At 71.7% G+C, this 21,816-nt stretch carries 16 protein-coding genes; 14 read left to right on the plus strand and 2 right to left on the minus strand.

Annotated elements, in window-relative coordinates:
- Positions 1-153 precede the first annotated feature (153 nt).
- The 5 genes from ACFC0B_RS37485 to ACFC0B_RS37505 all read left to right on the plus strand — a co-directional run bounded on the left by ACFC0B_RS37485 (position 154) and on the right by ACFC0B_RS37505 (position 4,197).
- Positions 154-459 carry a WXG100 family type VII secretion target gene (locus ACFC0B_RS37485; protein ID WP_376096836.1) on the plus strand — a complete coding sequence of 102 codons (306 nt, stop codon included), beginning with the start codon at positions 154-156 and terminating at the stop codon, positions 457-459.
- Positions 460-536: 77 nt separating this feature from the next.
- Positions 537-830 carry a WXG100 family type VII secretion target gene (locus ACFC0B_RS37490; RefSeq protein WP_376096839.1) on the plus strand — a complete coding sequence of 98 codons (294 nt, stop codon included), beginning with the start codon at positions 537-539 and terminating at the stop codon, positions 828-830.
- Positions 831-921: 91 nt separating this feature from the next.
- Positions 922-2,160 carry a type VII secretion-associated serine protease mycosin gene (gene mycP, locus ACFC0B_RS37495; protein WP_376096842.1) on the plus strand — a complete coding sequence of 413 codons (1,239 nt, stop codon included), beginning with the start codon at positions 922-924 and terminating at the stop codon, positions 2,158-2,160.
- A gap of 120 nt (positions 2,161-2,280) precedes the next feature.
- Positions 2,281-2,823, plus strand: coding sequence for a SigE family RNA polymerase sigma factor (locus tag ACFC0B_RS37500; RefSeq protein ID WP_376096845.1), 543 nt, complete (start codon positions 2,281-2,283; stop codon positions 2,821-2,823).
- 75 nt (positions 2,824-2,898) lie between these two features.
- Positions 2,899-4,197 carry a hypothetical protein gene (locus ACFC0B_RS37505; protein ID WP_376096848.1) on the plus strand — a complete coding sequence of 433 codons (1,299 nt, stop codon included), beginning with the start codon at positions 2,899-2,901 and terminating at the stop codon, positions 4,195-4,197.
- A gap of 81 nt (positions 4,198-4,278) precedes the next feature.
- On the opposite strand, the gene ACFC0B_RS37510 is transcribed toward ACFC0B_RS37505, so the two are convergent.
- Positions 4,279-5,691 carry an APC family permease gene (locus ACFC0B_RS37510; RefSeq protein ID WP_376096851.1) on the minus strand — a complete coding sequence of 471 codons (1,413 nt, stop codon included), beginning with the start codon at positions 5,689-5,691 and terminating at the stop codon, positions 4,279-4,281.
- A gap of 472 nt (positions 5,692-6,163) precedes the next feature.
- Positions 6,164-10,111, minus strand: coding sequence for a type VII secretion protein EccCa (eccCa, locus tag ACFC0B_RS37515; RefSeq protein WP_376096853.1), 3,948 nt, complete (start codon positions 10,109-10,111; stop codon positions 6,164-6,166).
- Between the two features lie 384 nt (positions 10,112-10,495).
- Here eccCa and eccD point away from each other — a divergent pair, with 384 nt between their 5' ends.
- From eccD to ACFC0B_RS37560, 9 genes are all read left to right on the plus strand, one after another.
- The gene (eccD, locus tag ACFC0B_RS37520) at positions 10,496-11,959 is read left to right on the plus strand and encodes a type VII secretion integral membrane protein EccD (protein ID WP_376096856.1); all 1,464 of its coding nucleotides are present in this window, start codon (positions 10,496-10,498) and stop codon (positions 11,957-11,959) included.
- 185 nt (positions 11,960-12,144) lie between these two features.
- On the plus strand, positions 12,145-12,435 hold the full coding sequence (rpsO, locus tag ACFC0B_RS37525) for a 30S ribosomal protein S15 (RefSeq protein ID WP_209416808.1): 291 nt from the start codon (positions 12,145-12,147) through the stop codon (positions 12,433-12,435).
- Between the two features lie 463 nt (positions 12,436-12,898).
- The gene (locus ACFC0B_RS37530) at positions 12,899-15,106 is read left to right on the plus strand and encodes a polyribonucleotide nucleotidyltransferase (RefSeq protein ID WP_376096860.1); all 2,208 of its coding nucleotides are present in this window, start codon (positions 12,899-12,901) and stop codon (positions 15,104-15,106) included.
- A gap of 106 nt (positions 15,107-15,212) precedes the next feature.
- Entirely contained in the window at positions 15,213-16,565 is a 1,353-nt protein-coding gene (locus ACFC0B_RS37535; protein ID WP_376096863.1) for a M16 family metallopeptidase, read from the plus strand.
- 14 nt (positions 16,566-16,579) lie between these two features.
- Positions 16,580-17,326: a 4-hydroxy-tetrahydrodipicolinate reductase gene (dapB, locus tag ACFC0B_RS37540; RefSeq protein WP_376096866.1), complete on the plus strand. Its 747-nt coding sequence runs from the start codon at positions 16,580-16,582 to the stop codon at positions 17,324-17,326.
- 7 nt (positions 17,327-17,333) lie between these two features.
- A complete protein-coding gene (locus tag ACFC0B_RS37545; protein WP_376096869.1) occupies positions 17,334-17,834 on the plus strand; it encodes a hypothetical protein in 501 nt (166 codons plus the stop codon).
- The gene (gene thyX / locus ACFC0B_RS37550; protein WP_376096872.1) at positions 17,831-18,562 is read left to right on the plus strand and encodes an FAD-dependent thymidylate synthase; all 732 of its coding nucleotides are present in this window, start codon (positions 17,831-17,833) and stop codon (positions 18,560-18,562) included. Before ACFC0B_RS37545 ends, thyX begins: the two co-directional genes overlap by 4 nt.
- 225 nt (positions 18,563-18,787) lie before the next feature.
- Positions 18,788-19,687: a 4-hydroxy-tetrahydrodipicolinate synthase gene (gene dapA / locus ACFC0B_RS37555; protein WP_376096875.1), complete on the plus strand. Its 900-nt coding sequence runs from the start codon at positions 18,788-18,790 to the stop codon at positions 19,685-19,687.
- A 171-nt stretch (positions 19,688-19,858) separates the two neighbouring features.
- Positions 19,859-21,544, plus strand: coding sequence for a ribonuclease J (locus tag ACFC0B_RS37560; protein WP_376096878.1), 1,686 nt, complete (start codon positions 19,859-19,861; stop codon positions 21,542-21,544).
- Positions 21,545-21,816 lie beyond the last annotated feature (272 nt).

Consider the following 21,816-nt stretch of genomic DNA (forward strand, 5'->3'; position numbering starts at 1 on the left):
ACCATGATGTCATGGCTTGGTAACCGACCGTTGCCCGGTGTTGGGTGAGCTGCGTGTGCCGACTACAGTGCTGCAGGACATCACACCGGTGATGCCCGGGGGCCGGAAATCGCCCCCCGGTCACAAGGTCTGTCTCATGGGGGACGGTAGAGCATGGGTCAGTTCAAGACGACCGCTCAGGAGATGCTGGCGTTCGCCAAGCACATGGACGAGGTCATCAACAAGATCAACACCGAGATCAACGGCCTGAACAACCTGGTGGGTTCGATCACCGGCGGTTGGCAGGGCCAGGCCGCGACGGCGTACACCAACCTCCAGGGCCAGTTCAACACGGACGCCCAGGAGCTGAACAAGTCGCTGCGCGCCATCAAGGACGCGATCGAGATCACGACCCAGAAGTACTCGCAGGCCGATGCCGACCAGCAGGCGATCTTCGGGTCCGCCGCCGCCGGCGCCTGATCCTGAGCTCTGTCCGTTCACCCCGCGACGCGCACCCCGGGTGACGGGGTGCCTCGCAGCCTCGACTAGGAGACATCGTGGCCGACCACATTCTGGTCAACTTCGAGACCATCAAGAGCGCCAGCGCGGAGGTCCGCCGGACGGCGCAGACCATCCAGGCCCAGCTGGAGGAGCTGAAGGGCGGCGTCACCAAGATCGCCGCGAGCTGGGAGGGCGCCGCCCAGCAGGGCTACCAGGCCCACCAGGCCAAGTGGGACCAGCGTGCCGCCCACCTGCAGCAGGTGCTGGAGCAGATCGCCAAGTCGCTGGACAACGCGGCCACCAGCTACCACAACACCGAGAACCGCAACGCCACCCTCTGGACCGGCTGACGGCTCGGAGCCGAACCCGGCGCGCCGAAGGGCGGGTGCCCCCTCGCGGGCGCCCGCCTTTGGCGCGCGAGCGTGCAACCAGGTGGACGACATGAGGGGTGGCAGGGTGCCGGTGGTCAGGTTCCGGACGACGGCCGCGGCGGCGGCCGTGCTCGCACTGCTCGGCGGCCCGCTGACGGTGCCGGCGGTGGCGGCGGACGGACCGGGCATCGCGGCCGCGGGGGAGTGCGGCAAGAACGCCCAGAACGTGCAGGCCGTCCCGTGGTCGCTCCAGCGGATGGTGCTGGACGAGCTCTGGCAGGGCGGTGCGGTCACCGGCGCCGGGGTGCTGGTGGCGGTCATCGACACCGGGGTGGACGACCAGAACCCGCAGCTCGCCTCCAAGGTGGTCGACGGCGGCTCGCTGCTCAAGGACAAGGAAGGCAAGCGGGTCGAGGGCGGCGGCAAGGACGACCTGGTCGGCCACGGCACCAAGGTGGCGGGCATCATCGCGGCCTCCCGCAGCGAGCGGACCGGCTTCGTCGGCATCGCCCCGGGCGCCGCCATCCTGTCGATCCGGCAGAACGACTCCGAGGGCAACGGCGATGTGCACTCGCTGGTCGAGGCCATCAACTCGGCCGTCCAGCAGGGCGCCAAGGTCATCAACATCTCGCAGGACGTGCGCGGCGCCGGCGACACCCGCTTCGTCGGCTACGACGAGCTGAAGGCCGCGATCGACAACGCGGAGAACCGCGGTGTGGTGGTGGTCGCCTCCACCGGCAACGACGGCAAGAAGGGCGACACCTACCCGGCGGCGTTCCGCACGGTGCTCGCCGTCGGCGCCTCCGACCGCAACAACGAGCGCACCTACTTCTCCCAGTACGGCGACTTCGTGGACGTCGCGGCCCCCGGGGTCGACATGCTCTCCACCGTCCCGCGCGGCGGGCAGTGCGTGGACAACGGCACCAGCTTCGCCGCGCCGTACGTGTCCGGACTGGCGGCGCTGCTGGTCGGCGCGCACAAGGACTGGAGGCCCAGCCAGGTGCGCGCCTGGATCGAGCAGACCGCGCAGCGCACCGACCACAAGGCGAACGAGTACATCGGCTGGGGCGTGGTCGACCCGGTGAAGGCGGTGACCACCGCGCCCGCCGCGCCGGCCGAGCGCCCGGTGGAGGACCCGCCGGTCCAGCTGGCCTCCGCCCCGATCGTGCCCCGCCCGCTCGGCCTCGGCGAGACCCAGGCCGACCGCGACGGCCGCACCGCGACCTACGTCCTGGGCGTCGGCGCCCTGCTGGTCGCCCTGCTGATCGGCGGCGGCGTGGTGCTCCGCGACCACCGCCGGCGTTCCTGAGACGGGCCCGGGAAGCCACCCGCCCGGGCACCGGAAGAACTTCGTGCCCGCTTGTAACATCCGGTCCCGGTCACCGCATCGAACAAGTGTCGACAGCGGTGAGCAGGGAGGGCGTGGGGGATGGGGCGGACCGGGGCCAGGCGCAGGTCGAAGGACGCGGAGTTCCTGGAACTCGTCTCGGGGCACACCGGACGGCTGTACCGCTCGGCCTGTCTGCTCACCGGCGGAGACACCCACCAGGCGGAGGACCTCGTCCAGGAGGCCCTCGGCCGGATGTACGTGCTGTGGCGCCGTAAGGCGTGGACCGGCGGGCGCCACCGGATCGACAACCCCGGCGCCTACGCGCACACCGTGATGGTGCGCGTGTTCCTCGCCCAGAAGCGCCGCCGCTCCAGCGACGAGCGCCCCACCGACCAGCTGCCCGAGTCCGTGGGCCGGGAGCCGGACGGGGCGCTGCGGCTCACCCTGCTCGACGCGCTCGCCCGGCTGTCCGTCCAGGACCGGGCCGTGCTGGTGCTGCGCTACTGGGAGGACCGCAGCGTCGAGGAGACCGCCGAGGCGCTGCGGCTGTCCTCGGGCGCGGTCCGCACCCGGACCTCCCGGGCGCTGGCGCGGTTGCGCGGGCAGCTCGGCGACTCGCTGGCCGAGCTGGCCGCCCGCTGACGACACGACCCGACCGCCTGCCGCGGGGGTCCGCCACCGCCCCTGTCCCGTGACCGAAGGAAACGGTGATCACGCATGTCCGCACCGGACAGCTTCGAGGATGATCTGCTCCACGCGATGACCCGCACGGGCGAGGGCTTCCGCCCGCAGGGCCCGGACGGGCTGGCCGTCGGCGGGCTGGACCGCGGCCGCCGCCGCTGGCGCACCCGCTCGGCCGCCGCCGCGGTGAGCGGCGCCGCCGCACTGGCCCTGGTGGCCACCGGCGCCGTGTACCTCACCGACGGCTCCCCGGCCGCCTCGCGCCCGGCCCCGGCGGCCACCGGGGCCACCCCGGACGCGGGTTCCGGCACCGGCGCGGGCTCCTCCTCGCCGACGCCCGGCTCCTCGCCGACCGCCTCGGCCTCCGCCGCCGCCGCGGTCAGCGGTGACGAGGTGCTCGCGATGTTCCGGGCGCTGCTGCCCCAGGGGCAGATCAGCGCCGCCGAGGGGTCCGGCACCGACACCGCCGGCCGACCGGGCGCCGGGGTGCCCAGTGCCGGTCTGGTCCTCGACGACGGCCAGGGCAGGGCCCGGATCGCCATCTCGTTCTTCAAGGCCGGCGAGGACGACCCGAGCGGGAGCGACAACGACTGCCCCGACAAGAAGCTCGTCACCTTCGACGCCTGCACCGCGACCGCGCGGCCGGACGGCGGCCGACTGACCGTCTTCCAGGGCTACGAGTACCCGGACCGCCGGGTCGACACCAAGTGGTGGAACGCCAAGCTGACCGGCAAGGACGGCCGGCGGATCGAGCTGAGCGAGTGGAACTCCCCGGCGGAGAAGGGCAAGCCGGTCTCCCGGGCCACCCCGCCGCTGACCCCTGAGCAGCTCACGGCGATCGTCACCGACAAGTCCTGGGACAGGGTGATCGCCGCCCTGCCGGATCCGGCTGCGAGGCCGTCGCCGTCGCACCGACGCAGCGAGCCCTACAGCAAGGAGGAGATCCTCGCGACCGCCGCGAAGCTGCTTCCGGCGGGTCTCAAGCAGGCCGACACCGGTGGCAGCACGGGCTACGCCAACTTCGTGGTGGACGACGGCAAGGGCGCGTCCATGGTGGAGCTCAACGTGGACGACTGGAGCAACCCCTTGAGCACGGAGCCGTTCGGCGGCACCGAGACGATGCCGGACGGGACGCAGGTGAAGGTCCGCAAGGCGGTGGGCAACCCGGCGAGGTGGGTGGTCGACGCCCTGCACCCGGACGGCCTGCGGGTGGCGGTCGGCGCCTACAACAGCGGCGGTCCGAAAGCGACGGGCTCGCGGAGCACCCCGGCGCTGACCGTCGAGCAGATGAAGGCGATCGCGACCAGCCCGGAGTGGAAGCTCAAGAAGGGGTAGCCCGCGGACGCGGCAGTGCCCCGGGCTGCGGGGGAGCCCGGGGCACTGCCGTGTGGGGGAGGGGTGGGGGTTTTCGGGGGATCAGGCCTGCTGGTCCTCGGGGAGGCTGATCACCCAGTGGGTGTCCTGGCGGGGGCGCAGGAAGAACAGCCAGTAGAGGGTGGCGGCGGCGGTGATGCCGCCGGTCCACAGCAGCGGCACGATGTCCAGCTGGGTGATGACGTAGCCGAGGACCACGATCAGCACCACCGGGACGGCCGGCCACAGCGGCATCCGCCAGGCGGCGGCGTGCTTGTGGTGCTTGCGGCGGGAGAGCAGCGCGGCGATCGCGACCAGCAGGTACATCCCGGTGACGGCGACGCCGGTGATCTCGCTGAGCAGCTCGCCCTTGACGTAGCAGAGCGCGGCGCCCGGCAGGCCGACGGCCAGGGTGGCGACCCACGGGGAGCCGAACCGGCCCAGGGTGCCGAAGGCCTTGTTGACCGGGCCGGGCCAGGCCTTGTCGCGGGCCGAGGCGAACAGCACCCGGGAGTTCTGGATGACCATGACGATGCCGGCGTTGATGATGGCCAGCGCGACGCAGAGGCTGATGAAGGTGCCGACCGCGGAGTTGCTCCAGGCGGTGACCATGCCGGAGATGTCGCCGGAGCTCAGCGTCGCCAGGTCGGGGGCGCCCATGGTGATGGCGGCGACCGGGACGAGCAGGATCGCGGCGGAGATGCCCAGCGTCCACAGCACGGTGCGGGAGACGTTGCGGCGCGGGTTCTCCAGCTCCTCGGAGAGGTAGACGGCGGTGGAGAAGCCCTGGGTGATGAAGAGCGCGATGCCGAGGGCGCCGATGATCGCGCCGATGCTCACCGTGGTGGTGACGCCGTCCTCGCCGGTGACCACGCCGTGCAGCATGCTGGGCGCGCCGCTGTTGGCGTGGGCGAAGCCGAGCACCGACACGACGCCGGCCGCGATGACCTCCAGGACCAGGAAGATGCCGGTGATCCAGGCGTTGGCGCGCAGGTCCAGCAGGCCGGCCAGGGTGGCGGCGAGCATCACCGCGGCGCCGGCCAGCGGCTTGTCGACGTGCAGCACGGGGGCGAGGTAGTCGGCGGTGCCGAGCGCGATGACCGAGGGCACGATCATCACCACGATCAGCGAGAGCACGAAGACCAGCCAGCCGGCCAGGCGCCCGGCCAGGGTGCCGACCATCGCGTACTCGCCGCCGGCGCTGGGGATCAGGGTGCCGAGCTCGGAGTAGCAGAAGGCGACGGCGATGCAGAGCACCGAGCCGATCGCGATGGCCAGCGCGGTGGCGCTGCCGATGCTGGAGAACAGCTCCGGGACGATCACGAAGAGCGTGGAGGCCGGGGTGACGCAGGACAGCGTGAGCAGCGTTCCGCCGACGACACCGATCGAGCGCTTGAGCGTCTGCTGCTGGGTGTCGGGCGCGCCTGCGGCGGCCGTGGCGGGGGCCGCGGCGGGCGGGCGAAGCGTGTCGGTCATGTGGCATCCGATCGGCTCTGTGCTGGTCCTGGAGAGGGAGCGGTATCGCCTCCGCTGGCTGACTGGCTCGGTTTCTGGTCCTGTCGCTCCCTGGGCCGCCATGGAACCTTGGCCGTATCGATCGCGTCAATGGCGGAATTGCTTCGGAATCCGTTGCCATACAACGCATAAACATGCGATCTGATGATCACTAACCGTCATCACTATGCATGTCCGACTTGTTACTTTCGCCACATAGCGCTTGAATCCAAGGTGAACGCCGTGTTGCGTGCACCCATTCAAAGGTGCCGCTCGGATGCGGAGGCAGGTCGACCGAACACCCCCGCGCCGCCCGTCGAGCTGCGGACCGGGTACGGGAACCGCAGCCCTCCGGCGGAAAGATCTAGGTAACGTTTCAGCACCCGGGACGGCGGAAGGGGCCGGATCCCGAGGACCCGACCCCTTCGACACGCTCCGTGACGAGAACCGGCGGCTACGGCGCCGGCAGCCAGCCCGTCTGCACCATCTGCCCGCCGGTCACCCGGCGGGAGACGAACACGCCCCGGCCCGGCGGCAGGGCCTGCGGCTTCACGGTGCCCAGCAGCGGTCCCTCGTCCCGGTTGCCGGAGAGCAGCACGCCCTGGCCGCCCAGCTCGCGCATCCGCTGCATGAACGGTTCGTACAGCGAGCGCCCGGCGCCGCCCGCGCTGCGCGCGACGATCACCCGCAGGCCGATGTCCCGCGCGAACGGCAGGAACTCCGCGAGCGCCGCCAGCGGGTTGCCGGAGGAGGTCGCCACCAGTTCGTAGTCGTCGACGACCACGAACATGTCCTTGCCGCTGTACCAGCTGCGGTTGCGCAGCTGCTCGGCGGTGACGTCCGGCCCGGGCAGCCGGCGCGCGCAGGCCCCGCGCAGCATCTCGACCACGCTCGACATGGCCGGCTGCGCGGCCGCGTACTCCACCAGGTACTCCGGCGGGACGGCGCCGAGCAGCGCGCGCCGGTAGTCGCCGACCACGATGCCGGCCTGGTCCGGGGTGTACCGCTCGGTGATCTGCTTGACCAGCATCCGCAGCAGCGCGGACTTCCCGGACTCGGTGTCGCCGAAGACGATGAACAGCGGGTCGGTCTCGAAGTTGACGAAGGCCGGCGCCAGCTCCGCCTCGTCCACGCCGAAGGCGATGCCCCGCTCGGGGAACTCGAAGCCCTTCGGCAGCGAGTGCCCGTCCAGCACCGCCGGCAGCATCCGCACCTGCGGCGCGCGCGGGCCCGTCCACGCCCCGGCGACCGCCGAGACCAGTCCGGCCACGCCGTTCTGCAGGTCCTCCACCGAGTCGGAGCCGTCCAGCCGCGGCAGGCCGGTGAGGAAGTGCAGCCGGTCCGCGGTGACGCCGCGGCCCGGGACGGTCGGCACGTTCTGCGCCACCCGGCGGTCCACCTCGGACTCCATGGCGTCGCCGAGCTTCAGCTCGGTCCGGTTCTGCAGGAGGTCCTTGAGCGCCGGGCGGACCTCCGCGTAGCGCGCCGCGGTGACGATCAGGTGGACGCCGTAGCCCAGGCCGCGCTGGGCGATGTCGCCGATCACCGGCTCCAGCGCCTCGAACTCCTGCTTGAAGGTGTTCCAGCCGTCGATCACCAGGAAGACGTCGCCGAACCGCTCCTCGGGCAGTGCGCCGGAGGCCCGGCGGGCCCGGTAGGTGCCGATCGAGTCGATCCCGGTGGCGCGGAAGAGCTCCTCGCGCCGGTTCAGCACGCCGTGCACCTCGGAGACCATCCGGCGGACCTTCTCGGCGTCCAGCCGCCCGGCCACCCCGCCGACCTGCGGCAGGTCCTGGAGCGACTGGAAGCCGCCGCCGCCGAAGTCCAGCAGGTAGAACTGCACCTCCAGCGGGGTGTGGGTGAGCGCGAACGAGGCCACCGTGGTGCGGACCATCGTCGACTTGCCGGAGCGCGGACCGCCGACCACCAGACCGTGGCCGGCCGCTCCCGCGTAGTCGTGGTCGAGGATGTCGCGCTTCTGGTCGCGCGGCTTGTCGACGATCCCGACCGGCACCCGCAGCCGGCCCAGCGCCGCGTACTGCGGCGCGGTCAGCCCGCGCTCGGCGGTCGCCTGGAGCGGCGGCAGCAGCTGGTCCACGCTCGGCGGGGCGTCCAGCGGCGGCAGCCACACCTGGTGCGCGGCCGGGCCCTGGCCCGCCATCCGCTGCACGAAGACGTCCAGCACGGTGTCCATCAGGGCGTCGTCCGGCTCCTCGGCGATCGGCTCGACCTCCTGCACCAGCGGCTCGGTCACCGGGACCTCGGCCGCGGTGAACCGCACCGGCCGCGCGGTCACCAGCCGGCCGCCGGTCGACCGCTGCTGCCCCGGCGCCCGGTACGGCCCGGAGACGTACGCGGCCTTGAACCGCTCCATCACGTCGGTGCCGAACTTCAGGTAGCCGACGCCCGGCACCGGCGGCAGGTGGTAGGCGTCCGGGACGCCGATCGCCGCCCGCGACTCGGCCGCCGAGAAGGTGCGCAGGCCGATCCGGTAGGAGAGATAGGTGTCCAGGCCGCGCAGCTTGCCCTCCTCCAGGCGCTGCGAGGCCAGCAGCAGGTGCACCCCGAGGGAGCGGCCGATCCGCCCGATCTGGATGAACATGTCGATGAAGTCGGGCTTGGCGGTGAGGAGTTCGGAGAACTCGTCGATGATCAGCACCAGCGACGGCAGCGGGTCCAGCGCCGCGCCGGCCGCCCGGGCCCGCTCGTACTCGTGGATGTTCGCGTAGTTGCCGGCCCGGTGCAGCAGCTCCTGGCGCCGGTTGAGCTCGCCCTCGATGGCGTCCCGCATGCGGTCGACCAGGGTGAGCTGGCCCTCCAGGTTGGTGATCACCGCGGAGGTGTGCGGCATGTCCGCCATGCCCGCGAAGGTCGCGCCGCCCTTGAAGTCGGCGAGCACGAAGTTCAGCGTCTCCGAGGAGTGCGTCATCGCCAGCCCCAGCACCAGGGTGCGCAGCAGCTCGGACTTGCCGGAGCCGGTCGCGCCGACGCACAGGCCGTGCGGGCCCATGCCCTCCAGCGCGGCTTCCTTGATGTCCAGGTGGACGTGCTCGCCGCCGGCCCCGACGCCGATCGGCACCCGCAGCCGCTCGTGCTGGGCCCGCTGCCGCCAGCTGCGGGCGACGTCGAAGGAGCCCGGGTCGCCGGAGTTCATCAGGTCGGTGAAGTCCAGGTTGGACAGCAGCGGTTCGTCGTCGCCGCCGGCCGAGGCCCGGTACGGCGCCAGCTGCCGGGCCAGCGCCTCGGACTGCCAGGCGGAGAGGGTGTCCGGGGCGCCGGCGTAGGTGGCGCCGGAGGCCGAGCGCAGCACCAGCTCGTCCGGCGAGACCGTGACGACCAGGTGCCCGGTCGGCTCGTCGAGGTCGCCCGGGACCACCTCGACGATGGTCACCCCGTGCACGCCCTCGGCGCCGGCCAGCAGCGAGTCGTGCGGCACCGAGGCGCCGTCCATCACGACGACGATGTGCGGCTGGTCGGCGGTCGGCGCGGCGTCCCGGACGAACCGCTGGCGGCCGGCGAGTTCGTCCTGGAGCAGCAGCTCCAGCTCGCCGAGGCCGGTGGCGATCAGCCGGCGCGAACCGGCGCCGTCGCTCTCCTTGCGGTGCTGGTTGTGCGGGAGCCACTTGGTCCACTCCCACTCGTCCACCGCGCCGGGCGCGGCCGCGACCGTCACCAGCAGGTCGTCCGGCGAGTGCAGGGTGGTCAACTGGGCGATCATCGCCCGGACGTTGCCGTAGACGGTGTCCGGGTCCCCGCAGACCGTGATGTGGTAGAAGGCGCGCAGCGAGATCGCCAGCGGCAGGTCCTGCAGGGTGCCGTGGGCCTTCAGGAAGGTCTGCATCGCGGCCGCCGACAGCGGCTCCAGCTCGTCCATCGGCGCGGTCTGCGGCGCGACCAGCGGGGTGGACAGCTGCACCGGTCCGCGGCCGACCCGGATCTGCGCGAAGTCGGCGTCCCCGCCGCGCCGTTCCCACAGCCGGCGGCCGTCCGCGACGATCGACCAGAGCTGGTCCGGCTCGGGGTTGAGGAACAACTGCGCGCCGCGCTGGCGCTCGGCGGTCCGGCGCACCTGGCGGCGCATCTGCTGGAGGTACTTGAGGTAGTCGCGCCGCTCGTCCGCGGTGGCCGAGGAGCCGCCCTTGCGGGCCCGGACGATCTGCGCGAGCGCCATGCCGACCGTCGAGACGATCATCAGACCGCCCATGATCTTCATCGGGGCCTGGGCGCCCGGGGCGAAGAAGAACACCGCCGATCCGCCCATGCCGAGCATCGGCAGGATGCTCATCACCCAGTCCTCGCCGCCCGACCGGGGCAGCTCGGGCGGGGGGACCAGCTCCACCGGCTCGTCCGGCACCGCGGGCGGATAGGCCCGGGGCGGCCGCTTGACGGTGATCACGCCCATGCGCGCCCCACCCTCCGACCACGAACGCTTCGCTCGATCACCACGGCATCAGCCCTCACGCAACTGGATACGCACGGGTGAGGACGCCCCGTATGACGCCGCCCCCGCTCCGCCGACCGCAGGCACCCGGGGAGGCGCGCGCCGCCCCCGCCGCCTTGCGCAGGGGGCTGATCCTACTGGGGCCCCGTCCCGGCGGGCCCGCCCGCCCTCCACGGGGCCGGACACGAACCGAGCGGGTAGGGTAACGCCGCGCCAACTCGTGGCCCCGCCGGGCCGGTTCCGCCCGGCCGGCGCCCGCGCGACAGCCAGACCGATCAGCCGCCGGTGCCCCGGCACTGTCACCAAGGGGGAGCGCCCAGTGCGTCGAGCGAACGAGGTGCGGGTATGACGACGCCCGTCACCACCGGCTTCTGCCGGGTCACCGTCGTCGCCCCGGACAGCCGGATCGACGTCGCCCTGCCCGAGGACGTCCCGCTCGCGGACGTCTACCCCGAGGTGCTGCGGCTCTCCGGCCAGACCCAGCCGGACGGCGTCCCCACCGGGTTCCACCTGGTCCGTCGCGACGGCACCGTGCTCGACGGCGGCCGCTCGCTCGCCGCCCAGCAGGTGCGCGACGGCGACCTGCTCAGCCTGCGCCCGTTCGCCGAGTCGCTGCCGCCCGCCGTCTACGACGACGTCGCCGACGCGATCGCCACCGCCGGCGAGACCGACCGCCGGTTCTGGAGCCCCGAGCTGATGCGCGCCTTCGGCCTCATCGGCACCGGCGTGCTGCTCACCCTGCTCGGCTTCGCCCTCTGGTTCGCCGACCTGCGCCACGACATGCACGGCCTGCCCGGCGTGCTCTCCGGCGTCGTCGCCGTGGTGCTCACCGCCTTCGCCGGCGTCCGCGCCCGGGTCTACCGGGACGCCTGGGCCGGCCTCGCGCTCGGCCTCGGCGCCCTGCCGCACGCCCTGATCGCCGGCAGCGGCGTCCTCGCCCCCACCGGCGGCCCGCTGGACGGGCCCGGCCGGCTGCAGTTCCTCACCGGCTGCGTCGCCGTCCTGGTGGTCGCCGTCCTGCTGGTCGGCCTGCTGCCGGAGAAGGACTCGTTGTTCGTCGCCGCCGCCTTCCTGGCCGCGGCCGGCGCGCTCGCCACCTTCGCCGCCGTGCTGCTGCCCGGCACCCCGGCCGACCACATCGCCGCCGTCACCGGCGTCGCAGCCGTCGCCGCGATCGGCTTCCTGCCCGGCCTGTCCGCCCGCTTCGCCCGGCTGCCCGTCGGCTACAGCGCCCCCGGCCAGACCCGCGCGCGCGGCCGCGACCACGACGAGGAGGGCGCCCGCGCCGAACTCGTCCAGTACGAGCGGATCGCCCACCAGGCCCGCCGCGGCCACGAGGTGCTGGTCGGCCTGGTCGGCGGCTGCGCCGCGGTGATCGTCGGCGCCTGCGCGGTGCTCGGATTCACCGACGAGACCTTCCCCGAGCTGCTCGCCCTCGTCCTCGGCCTCGTCACCATGCTCCGTGCCCGGCTGTTCCGCTACAGCGCGCAGGTCTTCAGCCTCACCATCGCCGGCCTGCTCGGCCTGTCGCTGCTGATCGTCGGCCTCTCCCTGCACACCCCGCAGTTCGTGCTGCGGGCCGGCATCGGCTCCACCGACGCCGACCTGCGCACCGTCTGGCTGACCGCCTCGATCGCCTTCGGCGCCGCGGTGCTCACCGCGATCGCCCTGGTGGTGCCCCGGCTCGGCGTCTCCCCGTTCTGGGGGCGCATCCTGGACCTGGTCGACAGCCTCACCCTGATGGCGCTGGTCCCGTTGGTGCTGGCCGTCCTCGACGTCTACCGACTGGTCCGCGGAGCCACCGGCTGAACCGTGCGCCGGGGCCGCCGGCCACCGGTGTCGGCGGCACTGGTACGCTTGGCCTCCGAGCGCAGCCGTGTGTCCGCCCCCGGTGGGGTGACGACCGGCGGCCGCGCCCGTCACGACACCGAGTTCTCCCAAGAGTCCTGTGCCGTAGACCAGGACCGCTCGGTATCACCTCGTAAGGAGTTGCAGTGGCTCTCGCCTCTGACGTCAAGAAGCAGATCATCGCCGAGTTCGGCCAGAAGGAGGGCGACACCGGCTCCCCCGAGGTCCAGGTGGCCATGCTCTCCCGCCGTATCTCGGACCTGACCGAGCACCTCAAGTCGCACAAGCACGACCACCACTCGCGCCGCGGCCTGCTGATCCTGGTCGGCCAGCGCCGCCGCCTGCTGCAGTACCTGGCCAAGAAGGACATCGAGCGCTTCCGTACGCTCGTCGACCGCCTGGGCATCCGCCGCGGTGCCGCCGGCGGCGCCCGCTGAGAACGCCGCTCGGGGCGGCTCCCCACACCGGGGAGCCGCCCCTCGCGCGTATGCCGCGGCCGCACGGCCGGGTCGCCCGGCAGGGCGTCCGAACGCAACGACCGGGCATAACAACTCGCGCGCACCTCCCCAGGTGCCCGAGGATTGCACCGTAGGGTTGTGGGCATGCCGGGTGATGGCGCCGCAAGCGCGCCACTCGGGCAGCAGGACCCAACCCCCCGCGGGACGAAGGCTTCAAACGGAAGCCGCCCGCATCCGAGAGAGCGTCCAGACGCGGACCGCCCGTCCGGACCCGGCCGGCCGAGAGGCGCCGGTCCTCGGTAGTGGCCGCCGGAGGCCCCGCAGACCGAAGCGGGGTGCACCGGAGGCTTCGATCGAAGACCGGCCCGACCGTTCAGGGTCAACACGCAGGCGATGCGCGGGGACGCTCTCCCGGAGACGTACGAAAGAGGAGATCTTCCAGGTGGAAGAGAACGTGTTCTACGCCGAGGCCGTGATCGACAACGGTTCCTTCGGCACCCGTACCATCCGCTTCGAGACCGGCCGCCTGGCCCGTCAGGCCGCCGGCTCCGCCGTCGCCTACCTGGACGACGACACCATGGTGCTGTCGGCCACCAGCGCGTCCAAGCAGCCGAAGGAGCACTTCGACTTCTTCCCGCTGACCGTGGACGTCGAGGAGCGGATGTACGCCGCCGGCCGCATCCCCGGCTCGTTCTTCCGTCGCGAGGGCCGGCCCTCCGAGGACGCGATCCTCACCTGCCGCCTGATCGACCGCCCGCTGCGCCCGTCCTTCGTCAAGGGCCTGCGCAACGAGATCCAGGTCGTCGTCACCGTGATGGCGCTGAACCCGGACCACCTGTACGACGTGGTGGCCATCAACGCCGCCTCCGCCTCCACCCAGCTGGCCGGCCTGCCGTTCTCCGGCCCGATCGGCGGCGTGCGCGTCGCCCTGATCAACGGCCAGTGGGTCGCGTTCCCGACCCACAGCGAGCTGGAGTCGGCCGTCTTCGACATGGTCGTCGCCGGTCGCGCCCTGCCGGACGGCGACGTCGCGATCATGATGGTCGAGGCCGAGGCCACCGACAAGACCATCAAGCTGGTCGAGGGCGGCGCCGACGCGCCGACCGAGGAGGTCGTCGCGGCCGGCCTCGAAGCCGCCAAGCCGTTCATCAAGGTGCTGTGCGCCGCCCAGGCCCAGCTGGCCGCCCAGGCCGCCAAGCCCACCGGCGAGTTCCCGGTCTTCCTGGACTACCAGGACGACGTGCTGGCCGCGCTGACCTCCGCGGTCAAGGACGAGCTGGCCCAGGCCCTCACCATCGCGGGCAAGCAGGAGCGCAACAACGAGCTGGACCGCGTCAAGGCGCTGGCCGCCGAGAAGCTGCTGCCCGAGTTCGAGGGCCGCGAGAAGGAGATCAGCGCCGCCTACAACGCGCTGACCAAGAAGATCGTCCGCGAGCGCGTCATCAAGGACAAGGTCCGCATCGACGGCCGCGGCGTCACCGACATCCGCACCCTGGCCGCCGAGGTCGAGGCCATCCCGCGGGTGCACGGCTCGGCCCTGTTCGAGCGCGGCGAGACCCAGATCCTGGGTGTCACCACGCTGAACATGCTCCGCATGGAGCAGCAGCTGGACACGCTCTCCCCGGAGACCCGCCGCCGCTACATGCACAACTACAACTTCCCGCCGTACTCGGTCGGCGAGACCGGCCGCGTCGGTTCGCCGAAGCGCCGCGAGATCGGCCACGGCGCGCTGGCCGAGCGGGCCATCCTGCCGGTCCTGCCGACCCGCGAGGAGTTCCCGTACGCCATCCGCCAGGTCTCCGAGGCGCTCGGCTCCAACGGCTCCACCTCGATGGGCTCGGTCTGCGCCTCCACCATGTCGCTGCTGAACGCCGGTGTGCCGCTGAAGGCCGCCGTCGCCGGCATCGCCATGGGCCTGATCTCCCAGGAGATCGACGGTGAGACCCACTTCGTGACCCTCACCGACATCCTCGGTGCCGAGGACGCGTACGGCGACATGGACTTCAAGGTCGCCGGTACCCGCAACTTCATCACCGCCCTGCAGCTGGACACCAAGCTCAACGGCATCCCGGCGTCGGTGCTCGCCGCCGCGCTGAAGCAGGCCCGCGACGCCCGCCTGCACATCCTCGACGTGATGAACGAGGCCATCGACTCCCCGGACGAGATGTCCCCGAACGCGCCGCGCATCATCACCATCAAGATCCCGGTGGACAAGATCGGTGAGGTCATCGGCCCCAAGGGCAAGATGATCAACCAGATCCAGGAGGACACCGGCGCCGAGATCACGATCGAGGACGACGGCACCATCTACATCGGTGCCGCCGACGGCCCGGCCGCCGAGGCCGCCCGCACCACGATCAACCAGATCGCCAACCCGACCATGCCGGAGGTCGGCGAGCGCTACCTGGGCACCGTGGTCAAGACCACGACCTTCGGTGCCTTCGTCTCGCTCATGCCGGGCAAGGACGGTCTGCTGCACATCTCGCAGATCCGCAAGCTGGCCGGCGGCAAGCGCGTGGAGAACGTCGAGGACGTCCTCGGCGTCGGCGCCAAGGTGCAGGTCGAGATCGCCGAGATCGACCCGCGCGGCAAGCTCTCGCTGATCCCGGTCATCGAGGGCGAGGAGAACGCCGAGGCCGCTTCCGAGTGAAGCGCCGCTAGCTGAACCCCGCGGCCCGCACGCCCCCAGCGGCGTGCGGGCCGCACCCTGTTGTCCCCACGTCTCCCGACGGACCGCTTTCTACGGAGGTACCCCCGTGGCCCAGGCCTCGGCGGCGAAGCAGCGCCCCGGCACGACCCGGACCCTGCTCAAGGGCGCGGACGGCGCCGGAACCGTGCGTCGCACCGTCCTCCCCGGCGGCCTGCGCGTCGTCACCGAGACCCTGCCGACGGTGCGCTCCGCGACCTTCGGCATCTGGGTCGGCGTCGGCTCGCGGGACGAGACCCCGCAGCTCAACGGCGCCACCCACTACCTGGAGCACCTGCTCTTCAAGGGCACCGAGCGGCGCAGCGCGCTGGACATCTCGGCCGCCCTGGACGCGGTCGGCGGCGAGATGAACGCCTTCACCGCGAAGGAGAACACCTGCTACTACGCGCGGGTGCTCGACACCGACCTGCCGCTGGCCATCGACGTGGTCTGCGACATGCTCACCGGCTCGCTGATCCGCCCCGAGGACGTCGAGGCCGAGCGCGGCGTCATCCTGGAGGAGATGGCGATGGCCGAGGACGACCCGGGCGACGTCGTCCACGACCTCTTCGCCAAGGTGATCTTCGGCAGCGGCCCGCTCGGCCGGCCGATCCTCGGCACCCAGGAGACCATCCGCTCGCTCACCCGCGAGCAGATCGCGAACTTCTTCCACCGCCGCTACAAGCCCGAGCACCTGGTCGTCGCCGCGGCCGGCAACCTGGACCACCGCAAGGTCGTCCGGCAGGTCGAGCAGGCCTTCGCGCCGCTGCTCGCCAAGTCCGAGGCCGTCCCCGCCGAGGCCCGGCGCGGCGTCAAGGCGCTGCGCACCGCGGGCCGGGTCGAGGTGCTCAACCGCTCCACCGAGCAGGCCCACCTGGTGCTGGGCGTGCCCGGCGTGCCCCGGCACGACGAGCGCCGCTGGGCGATGGGCGTGCTCAACGCGGTCCTCGGCGGCGGCATGAGCTCCCGGCTGTTCCAGGAGGTCCGCGAGAAGCGCGGCCTGGCGTACTCGGTGTACTCGTACTCCTCCTCGTACGCGGACAGCGGCCTGTTCGGCATCTACGCCGGCTGCCAGCCCAAGCGGGTCGAGGAGGTGTTGCGGATCTGCCGCGAGGAGCTCGCCAAGGTGGTCGCCGACGGCATCACCGAGGAGGAGCTGCAGCGCGCGATCGGCCAGATCTCCGGCTCCACCGTGCTCGGCATGGAGGACACCGGCTCGCTGATGAACCGCATCGGCAAGGCCGAGCTCAGCTACGGCCACCACCTGTCGGTCGACGACATGCTGGAGCGGATCGCGGCGGTGACCCTGGACGACGTGCACGAGGTCGCCCGTGATGTGCTGGGGGCGTACCGGCCCTCGCTGGCGCTGATCGGTCCGATCACCGACAAGCGGGCCGCCAAGCTCGCCGACCTGCTGGCCTGAAGGGACTTCCCACCATGACGCTGCGTGTCGCTGTGATCGGCGCCCGGGGCCGGATCGGCTCCGAGGCCGTCAAGGCCGTCGAGGCCGCCCCGGACCTGGAGCTGGTCGCCGCCCTGGGCCGCGAGGCGAAGCTCTCCGAGCTGACCGACGCCGGGGTGCAGGCCGTCGTCGAGCTGACCCACCCCGACTCGGTGATGGGCAACCTCGACTTCTGCCTGCACCACGGCATCCACGTGGTCACCGGCACCACCGGCTGGACCGAGGAGCGGCTGGCCACCGTCCGGGGCTGGCTCGACGAGGCGCCGGAGCTGGGCCTGCTGATCGCGCCGAACTTCTCCATCGGCGCCGTCCTCGGCATGAAGTTCGCCCAGACCGCCGCCAAGTACTTCGAGTCGGTCGAGGTCGTCGAGCTGCACCACGACGGCAAGGCGGACGCCCCCAGCGGCACCGCCACCCGTACCGCCCAGCTGATCGCCGCCGCCCGCGCGGAGGCCGGCCGCCCGCCGCAGCAGGACCCGACCACCCACGCCCTGCCCGGCGCCCGCGGCGCCGACGTCGACGGGGTGCCGGTGCACGCGGTGCGGCTGCGTGGCCTGCTCGCCCACCAGCAGGTGATGTTCGGCGACACCGGCGAGACCCTCACCATCCGGCACGACTCGCTGCACCACAGCAGCTTCATGCCGGGCATCCTGCTCGGCGTGCGCAAGGTCGTGGAGACGCCCGGGCTCACCCTCGGCCTCGAACACTTCCTGGACCTGTGAGCCCGGCATGACCTCCCGTACCGGCTTCTTCGTCCTCTCCGGCGTCCTGGCCCTGGTCGCGCTGATCTGCGTCGGCGAGGGCGTCCAGCTCATCGCCACCGGCAAGCCGCTGGGCATCGGCATGGGCCTGTGCGCCTTCGTCATCCCGGTCATCGGCTTCTGGTTCCTGCGCCAGACGGTCCGCTTCGGCCGGGACAGCGAGCGGCTGGCCCGCGAGCTGGAGGCCGAGGGCGGCCTGCCGGTCGACGAGCTGAAGCGCACCGACGGCGGGCGGATCGACCGTGCCTCGGCGGACGCCGTGTTCGCCCGCCGCAAGGCCGAGGCCGAGGCCGCCCCCGGCGACTGGCGGGTCTTCTTCCGCCTGGCGGTCGCGTACGCCGACGCCGGCGACGTGCCGCGCGCCCGCAAGACCATGCAGCACGCGATCCGGCTGCACCGCACCACCGGCGCCGAGGCCACCGCCCCGGGTGGCACCGGCTCCGACCGAACCGCGAGGAGTATCGCGTGAGCGACGACACGACGGCCCCCCAGTTCCGCAGCGACATCACCGCGGAGCTGGTCCGCAGCGCCGCCGCCGACTCGGACGTCATCTGGGCGGCCCGGGTCTCGACGGCGGGGGAGCAGTCCCTGGAGGCGCTCGAACAGGACCCGGAGAAGTCCAAGGGCCTGATCAACTTCCTGATGCGGGACCGGCACGGCACGCCGTTCGAGCACAACTCGATGACCTTCTTCATCAGCGCGCCGATCTTCGTCTTCCGCGAGTTCCACCGCCACCGCAGCGGCTGGTCGTACAACGAGGAGTCCGGCCGCTACCGCGAGCTGCAGCCGGTCTTCTACGTGCCGGGCGAGGAGCGCAGGCTGGTCCAGCAGGGCCGCCCGGGCCGCTACGAGTTCGTCGAGGGCACGCCCGAGCAGCACGCGACCGTCACCTCCTCGATGGAGGCCGCCTACCGCGAGGCGTACGGCCGCTACCAGGAGATGCTGGAAGCCGGGGTGGCCCGCGAGGTCGCCCGCGCGGTGCTGCCGGTCGGGCTCTACTCGTCGATGTACGCGACCTGCAACGCCCGCTCGCTGATGCACTTCCTGTCGCTGCGCACCAAGCGGGAGAACTCGGCGGTGCCGTCGTTCCCGCAGCGCGAGATCGAGATGGTCGCCGAGCGGATGGAGGAGCAGTGGGCCGAGCTCATGCCGCTCACCCATGCGGCCTTCGAGAAGCACGGCCGGGTCGCCCCCTGACCTGCGGCGACGGGCATCCGGGGAGAGTGTCTGGCATGTCTGGATTGCGGCATTTCTGACCGCTCCCTACGCTCGTGAACACGGATTCCGGTGCTGCTTGAACCCCCGAGCACGCAGCACCGGAATCCCATGTCGCCGCTGGTCGCCGCCGGTTCGCCGCCGTGGCCGTCCGAACCGTGGACCGGCCTGGATGCCACCCCTCCGCCTACGAGTAGTTTTGGACGCATGGCTCCGACCTCCACCCCCCAGACGCCCTTCGGGCGGGTCCTGACCGCGATGGTGACACCGTTCACCGCCGACGGAGGCCTCGACCTCGACGGCGCCCAGCGCCTCGCCGCGCACCTCGTCGCCTCCGGCAACGACGGCCTCGTCGTCAACGGCACCACCGGCGAGTCCCCGACCACCAGCGACGCCGAGAAGGCCCAGCTCGTCCGCGCCGTGGTGGAGGCGGTCGGGGACCGGGCCCACGTGGTGGCCGGGGTCGGCACCAACGACACGCACCACAGCGTCGAGCTGGCCCGCCAGGCCGAGGCGGCCGGCGCGCACGGCCTGCTGGCGGTCACGCCGTACTACAGCAAGCCCCCGCAGGAGGGCCTGTACCGGCACACCGTGCGGATCGCCGACGCCACCGGGCTGCCGGTCATGCTGTACGACATCCCCGGCCGCGCCGGCGTCGCGCTGAGCCACGAGACGCTGGTCCGGCTCGGCGAGCACCCGCGGATCGTCGCCAACAAGGACGCCAAGGGCGACCTCGGCGCCGCGGCCTGGGCGATCGCCCGCTCCGACCTCGCCTGGTACTCCGGCGACGACATCCTCAACCTGCCGTTGCTGTCGGTCGGAGCCGTCGGTGTCGTCAGCGTGGTCGGCCATGTGGTCGCCGGCGAGCTGCGGACGATGGTCGAGGCCTACCTGGCCGGCGATGTGGCCAAGGCCACGGCCGTCCACCAGCGCCTGCTGCCGGTCTTCACCGGTATCTTCCGCACCCAGGGCGTGATCCTCGCCAAGGCCGCGCTGGACCTCCAGGGCCTGCCCGCGGGCCCGCTGCGACTTCCCCTGGTCGGAGCGACCTCCGAGGAGATCGCGCAACTGAAGAAGGATCTCGCCGACGGCGGGGTAGACCTGTAACAGACACAGACGTGCGCGCCCCGGCTCGCCGGACCCCCACGGGTCCGCCGCTGGACCGGACCGAAGGCGCGAGAGCACAGACCTGGTAGGAAAACCGACACTGAGAACGCACGCCATATGTCTCGCGGGGGAGGACCCCGGACATATGGCGTGCGTCGTGAGGAGAGTCTTTTGAGCCACCCGCATCCCGAACTCGGCGCACCGCCGGCCCTCAAGGCGGGCGCCCTGCGGATCACCCCGCTCGGCGGTCTCGGCGAGATCGGCCGCAACATGACGGTCTTCGAATACGGGGACCGCATTCTCATCGTCGACTGCGGCGTCCTCTTCCCCGAGGACGAGCAGCCCGGCGTCGACCTGATCCTCCCGGACTTCAGCTACATCCGGGACCGCCTCGACAAGATCGACGGCATCGTCCTCACGCACGGCCACGAGGACCACATCGGCGCCGTCCCGTTCCTGCTCCGGGAGAACCCGGACATCCCGCTGATCGGGTCGAAGCTCACCCTCGCGCTGATCGAGGCCAAGCTCGCCGAGCACCGCATCCGCCCGTACGTGCTGGAGGTCTCCGAGGGCGACCGCGAGCGGATCGGCCCCTTCGACTGCCAGTTCATCGCGGTCAACCACTCCATCCCGGACGCGCTGGCCGTCGCCGTGCGCACCCCCGCCGGCATGGTCGTCGCCACCGGTGACTTCAAGATGGACCAGCTGCCGCTCGACGGCCGCCTCACCGACCTGCCGACCTTCGCCAAGCTGGCGGAAGAGGGCATGGACCTGCTGCTGGTGGACTCCACCAACGCCGAGGTCCCCGGCTTCATCCCGCACGAGCGGGACATCTCGGCCGCGCTGCGAAACGTTTTCGCGAACGCTGACAAGCGCATCATCGTGGCCTCGTTCGCGAGCCACGTGCACCGCATCCAGCAGGTACTGGACGCCGCGCACGAGTACAAGCGCAAGGTCGCGTTCGTCGGCCGCTCGATGGTCCGCAACATGGGCATCGCCCGTGACCTCGGGTACCTGAAGGTCCCCGGCAACATGGTCGTCGACGTCAAGCAGCTGGACGACCTGCCGGACAAGGAGGTCGTGCTGATCTGTACCGGCTCGCAGGGCGAGCCGATGGCCGCGCTGTCCCGGATGGCCAACCGCGACCACCAGATCCGCATCGTCGAGGGCGACACCGTCGTCCTGGCGTCCTCGCTCATCCCGGGCAACGAGAACGCCGTGTACCGGGTCATCAACGGCCTGACCCGCTGGGGCGCCAAGGTCGTGCACAAGGGCAACGCCAAGGTGCACGTCTCCGGCCACGCCTCGGCCGGCGAGCTGCTGTACTTCTTCAACATCTGCAAGCCGCGCAACCTCATGCCGGTGCACGGCGAGTGGCGCCACCTGCGGGCCGCGGCCGACCTCGGCATCGCGACCGGCGTCCCGCGCAACCGCGTGGTCATCGCGGAGGACGGCGTCTGCGTCGACCTGGAGGGCGGCGTCGCCCGCATCGTCGGCAAGGTGCAGGCCGGCTACGTCTACGTCGACGGCTCCTCGGTCGGCGACATCACCGAGGCCTCGCTCAAGGATCGCAGGATCCTCGGCGAGGAGGGCTTCATCTCCTGCTTCGTGGTGGTCGACTCCACCAACGGCAAGATCGTCGGCGGCCCGAGCATCCAGGCCCGCGGCTCCGGCATCGACGACGCCGCGTTCGTCCCGGTCGCGGCCCGGCTGCAGGAGGCGCTCGACCGCTCGGCGAGCGACGGCGTCCTGGAGATCCGCCAGGTCCAGCAGCTCGTCCGCCGGACCATCGGCAAGTGGGTGGCCGACAACTACCGCCGTCGCCCGATGATCCTCCCGGTCGTCGTCGAGGTGTGAGCCTCCCCGGCCTGATTTGACGTGGGGCAGCCCGGTGCGTAACGTTCTCCGGGTTGCCCCACGGGACGGCCCCCAGTTGAAGTTCTCGAACGAAATTCGAGAACGGAGCGGGAAAACGGCCCGAGAAACTCTGATAGAGTTCGGGAGCGCCGAAAGGCCGAAGCAAATCGGACGAAAGAAACTCCGGAAAACGGAGCGGAAAACATCTGATAAGCTGGAAACACGAAAGAACGAAGCGCCCGGAGGGCCGGTGTGAAAGCCGCCTGATGGAA

It is taken from the genome of Kitasatospora sp. NPDC056184 (assembly GCF_042268405.1).
Taxonomy (GTDB): Bacteria; Actinomycetota; Actinomycetes; order Streptomycetales; family Streptomycetaceae; genus Kitasatospora.

Excerpts from the sequence above, each read along its gene's own strand:
- dapB (WP_376096866.1), top strand. The coding sequence starts at position 16,580 with ATGACGCTGCGTGTCGCTGTGATCGGCGCCCGGGGCCGGATCGGCTCC.
- mycP (WP_376096842.1), top strand. The coding sequence starts at position 922 with ATGAGGGGTGGCAGGGTGCCGGTGGTCAGGTTCCGGACGACGGCCGCG.
- dapA (WP_376096875.1), top strand. The coding sequence starts at position 18,788 with ATGGCTCCGACCTCCACCCCCCAGACGCCCTTCGGGCGGGTCCTGACC.
- eccCa (WP_376096853.1), bottom strand. The coding sequence starts at position 10,111 with ATGGGCGTGATCACCGTCAAGCGGCCGCCCCGGGCCTATCCGCCCGCG.
- ACFC0B_RS37545 (WP_376096869.1), top strand. The coding sequence starts at position 17,334 with ATGACCTCCCGTACCGGCTTCTTCGTCCTCTCCGGCGTCCTGGCCCTG.
- eccD (WP_376096856.1), top strand. The coding sequence starts at position 10,496 with ATGACGACGCCCGTCACCACCGGCTTCTGCCGGGTCACCGTCGTCGCC.
- ACFC0B_RS37485 (WP_376096836.1), top strand. The coding sequence starts at position 154 with ATGGGTCAGTTCAAGACGACCGCTCAGGAGATGCTGGCGTTCGCCAAG.
- ACFC0B_RS37505 (WP_376096848.1), top strand. The coding sequence starts at position 2,899 with ATGTCCGCACCGGACAGCTTCGAGGATGATCTGCTCCACGCGATGACC.
- ACFC0B_RS37510 (WP_376096851.1), bottom strand. The coding sequence starts at position 5,691 with ATGACCGACACGCTTCGCCCGCCCGCCGCGGCCCCCGCCACGGCCGCC.
- ACFC0B_RS37500 (WP_376096845.1), top strand. The coding sequence starts at position 2,281 with ATGGGGCGGACCGGGGCCAGGCGCAGGTCGAAGGACGCGGAGTTCCTG.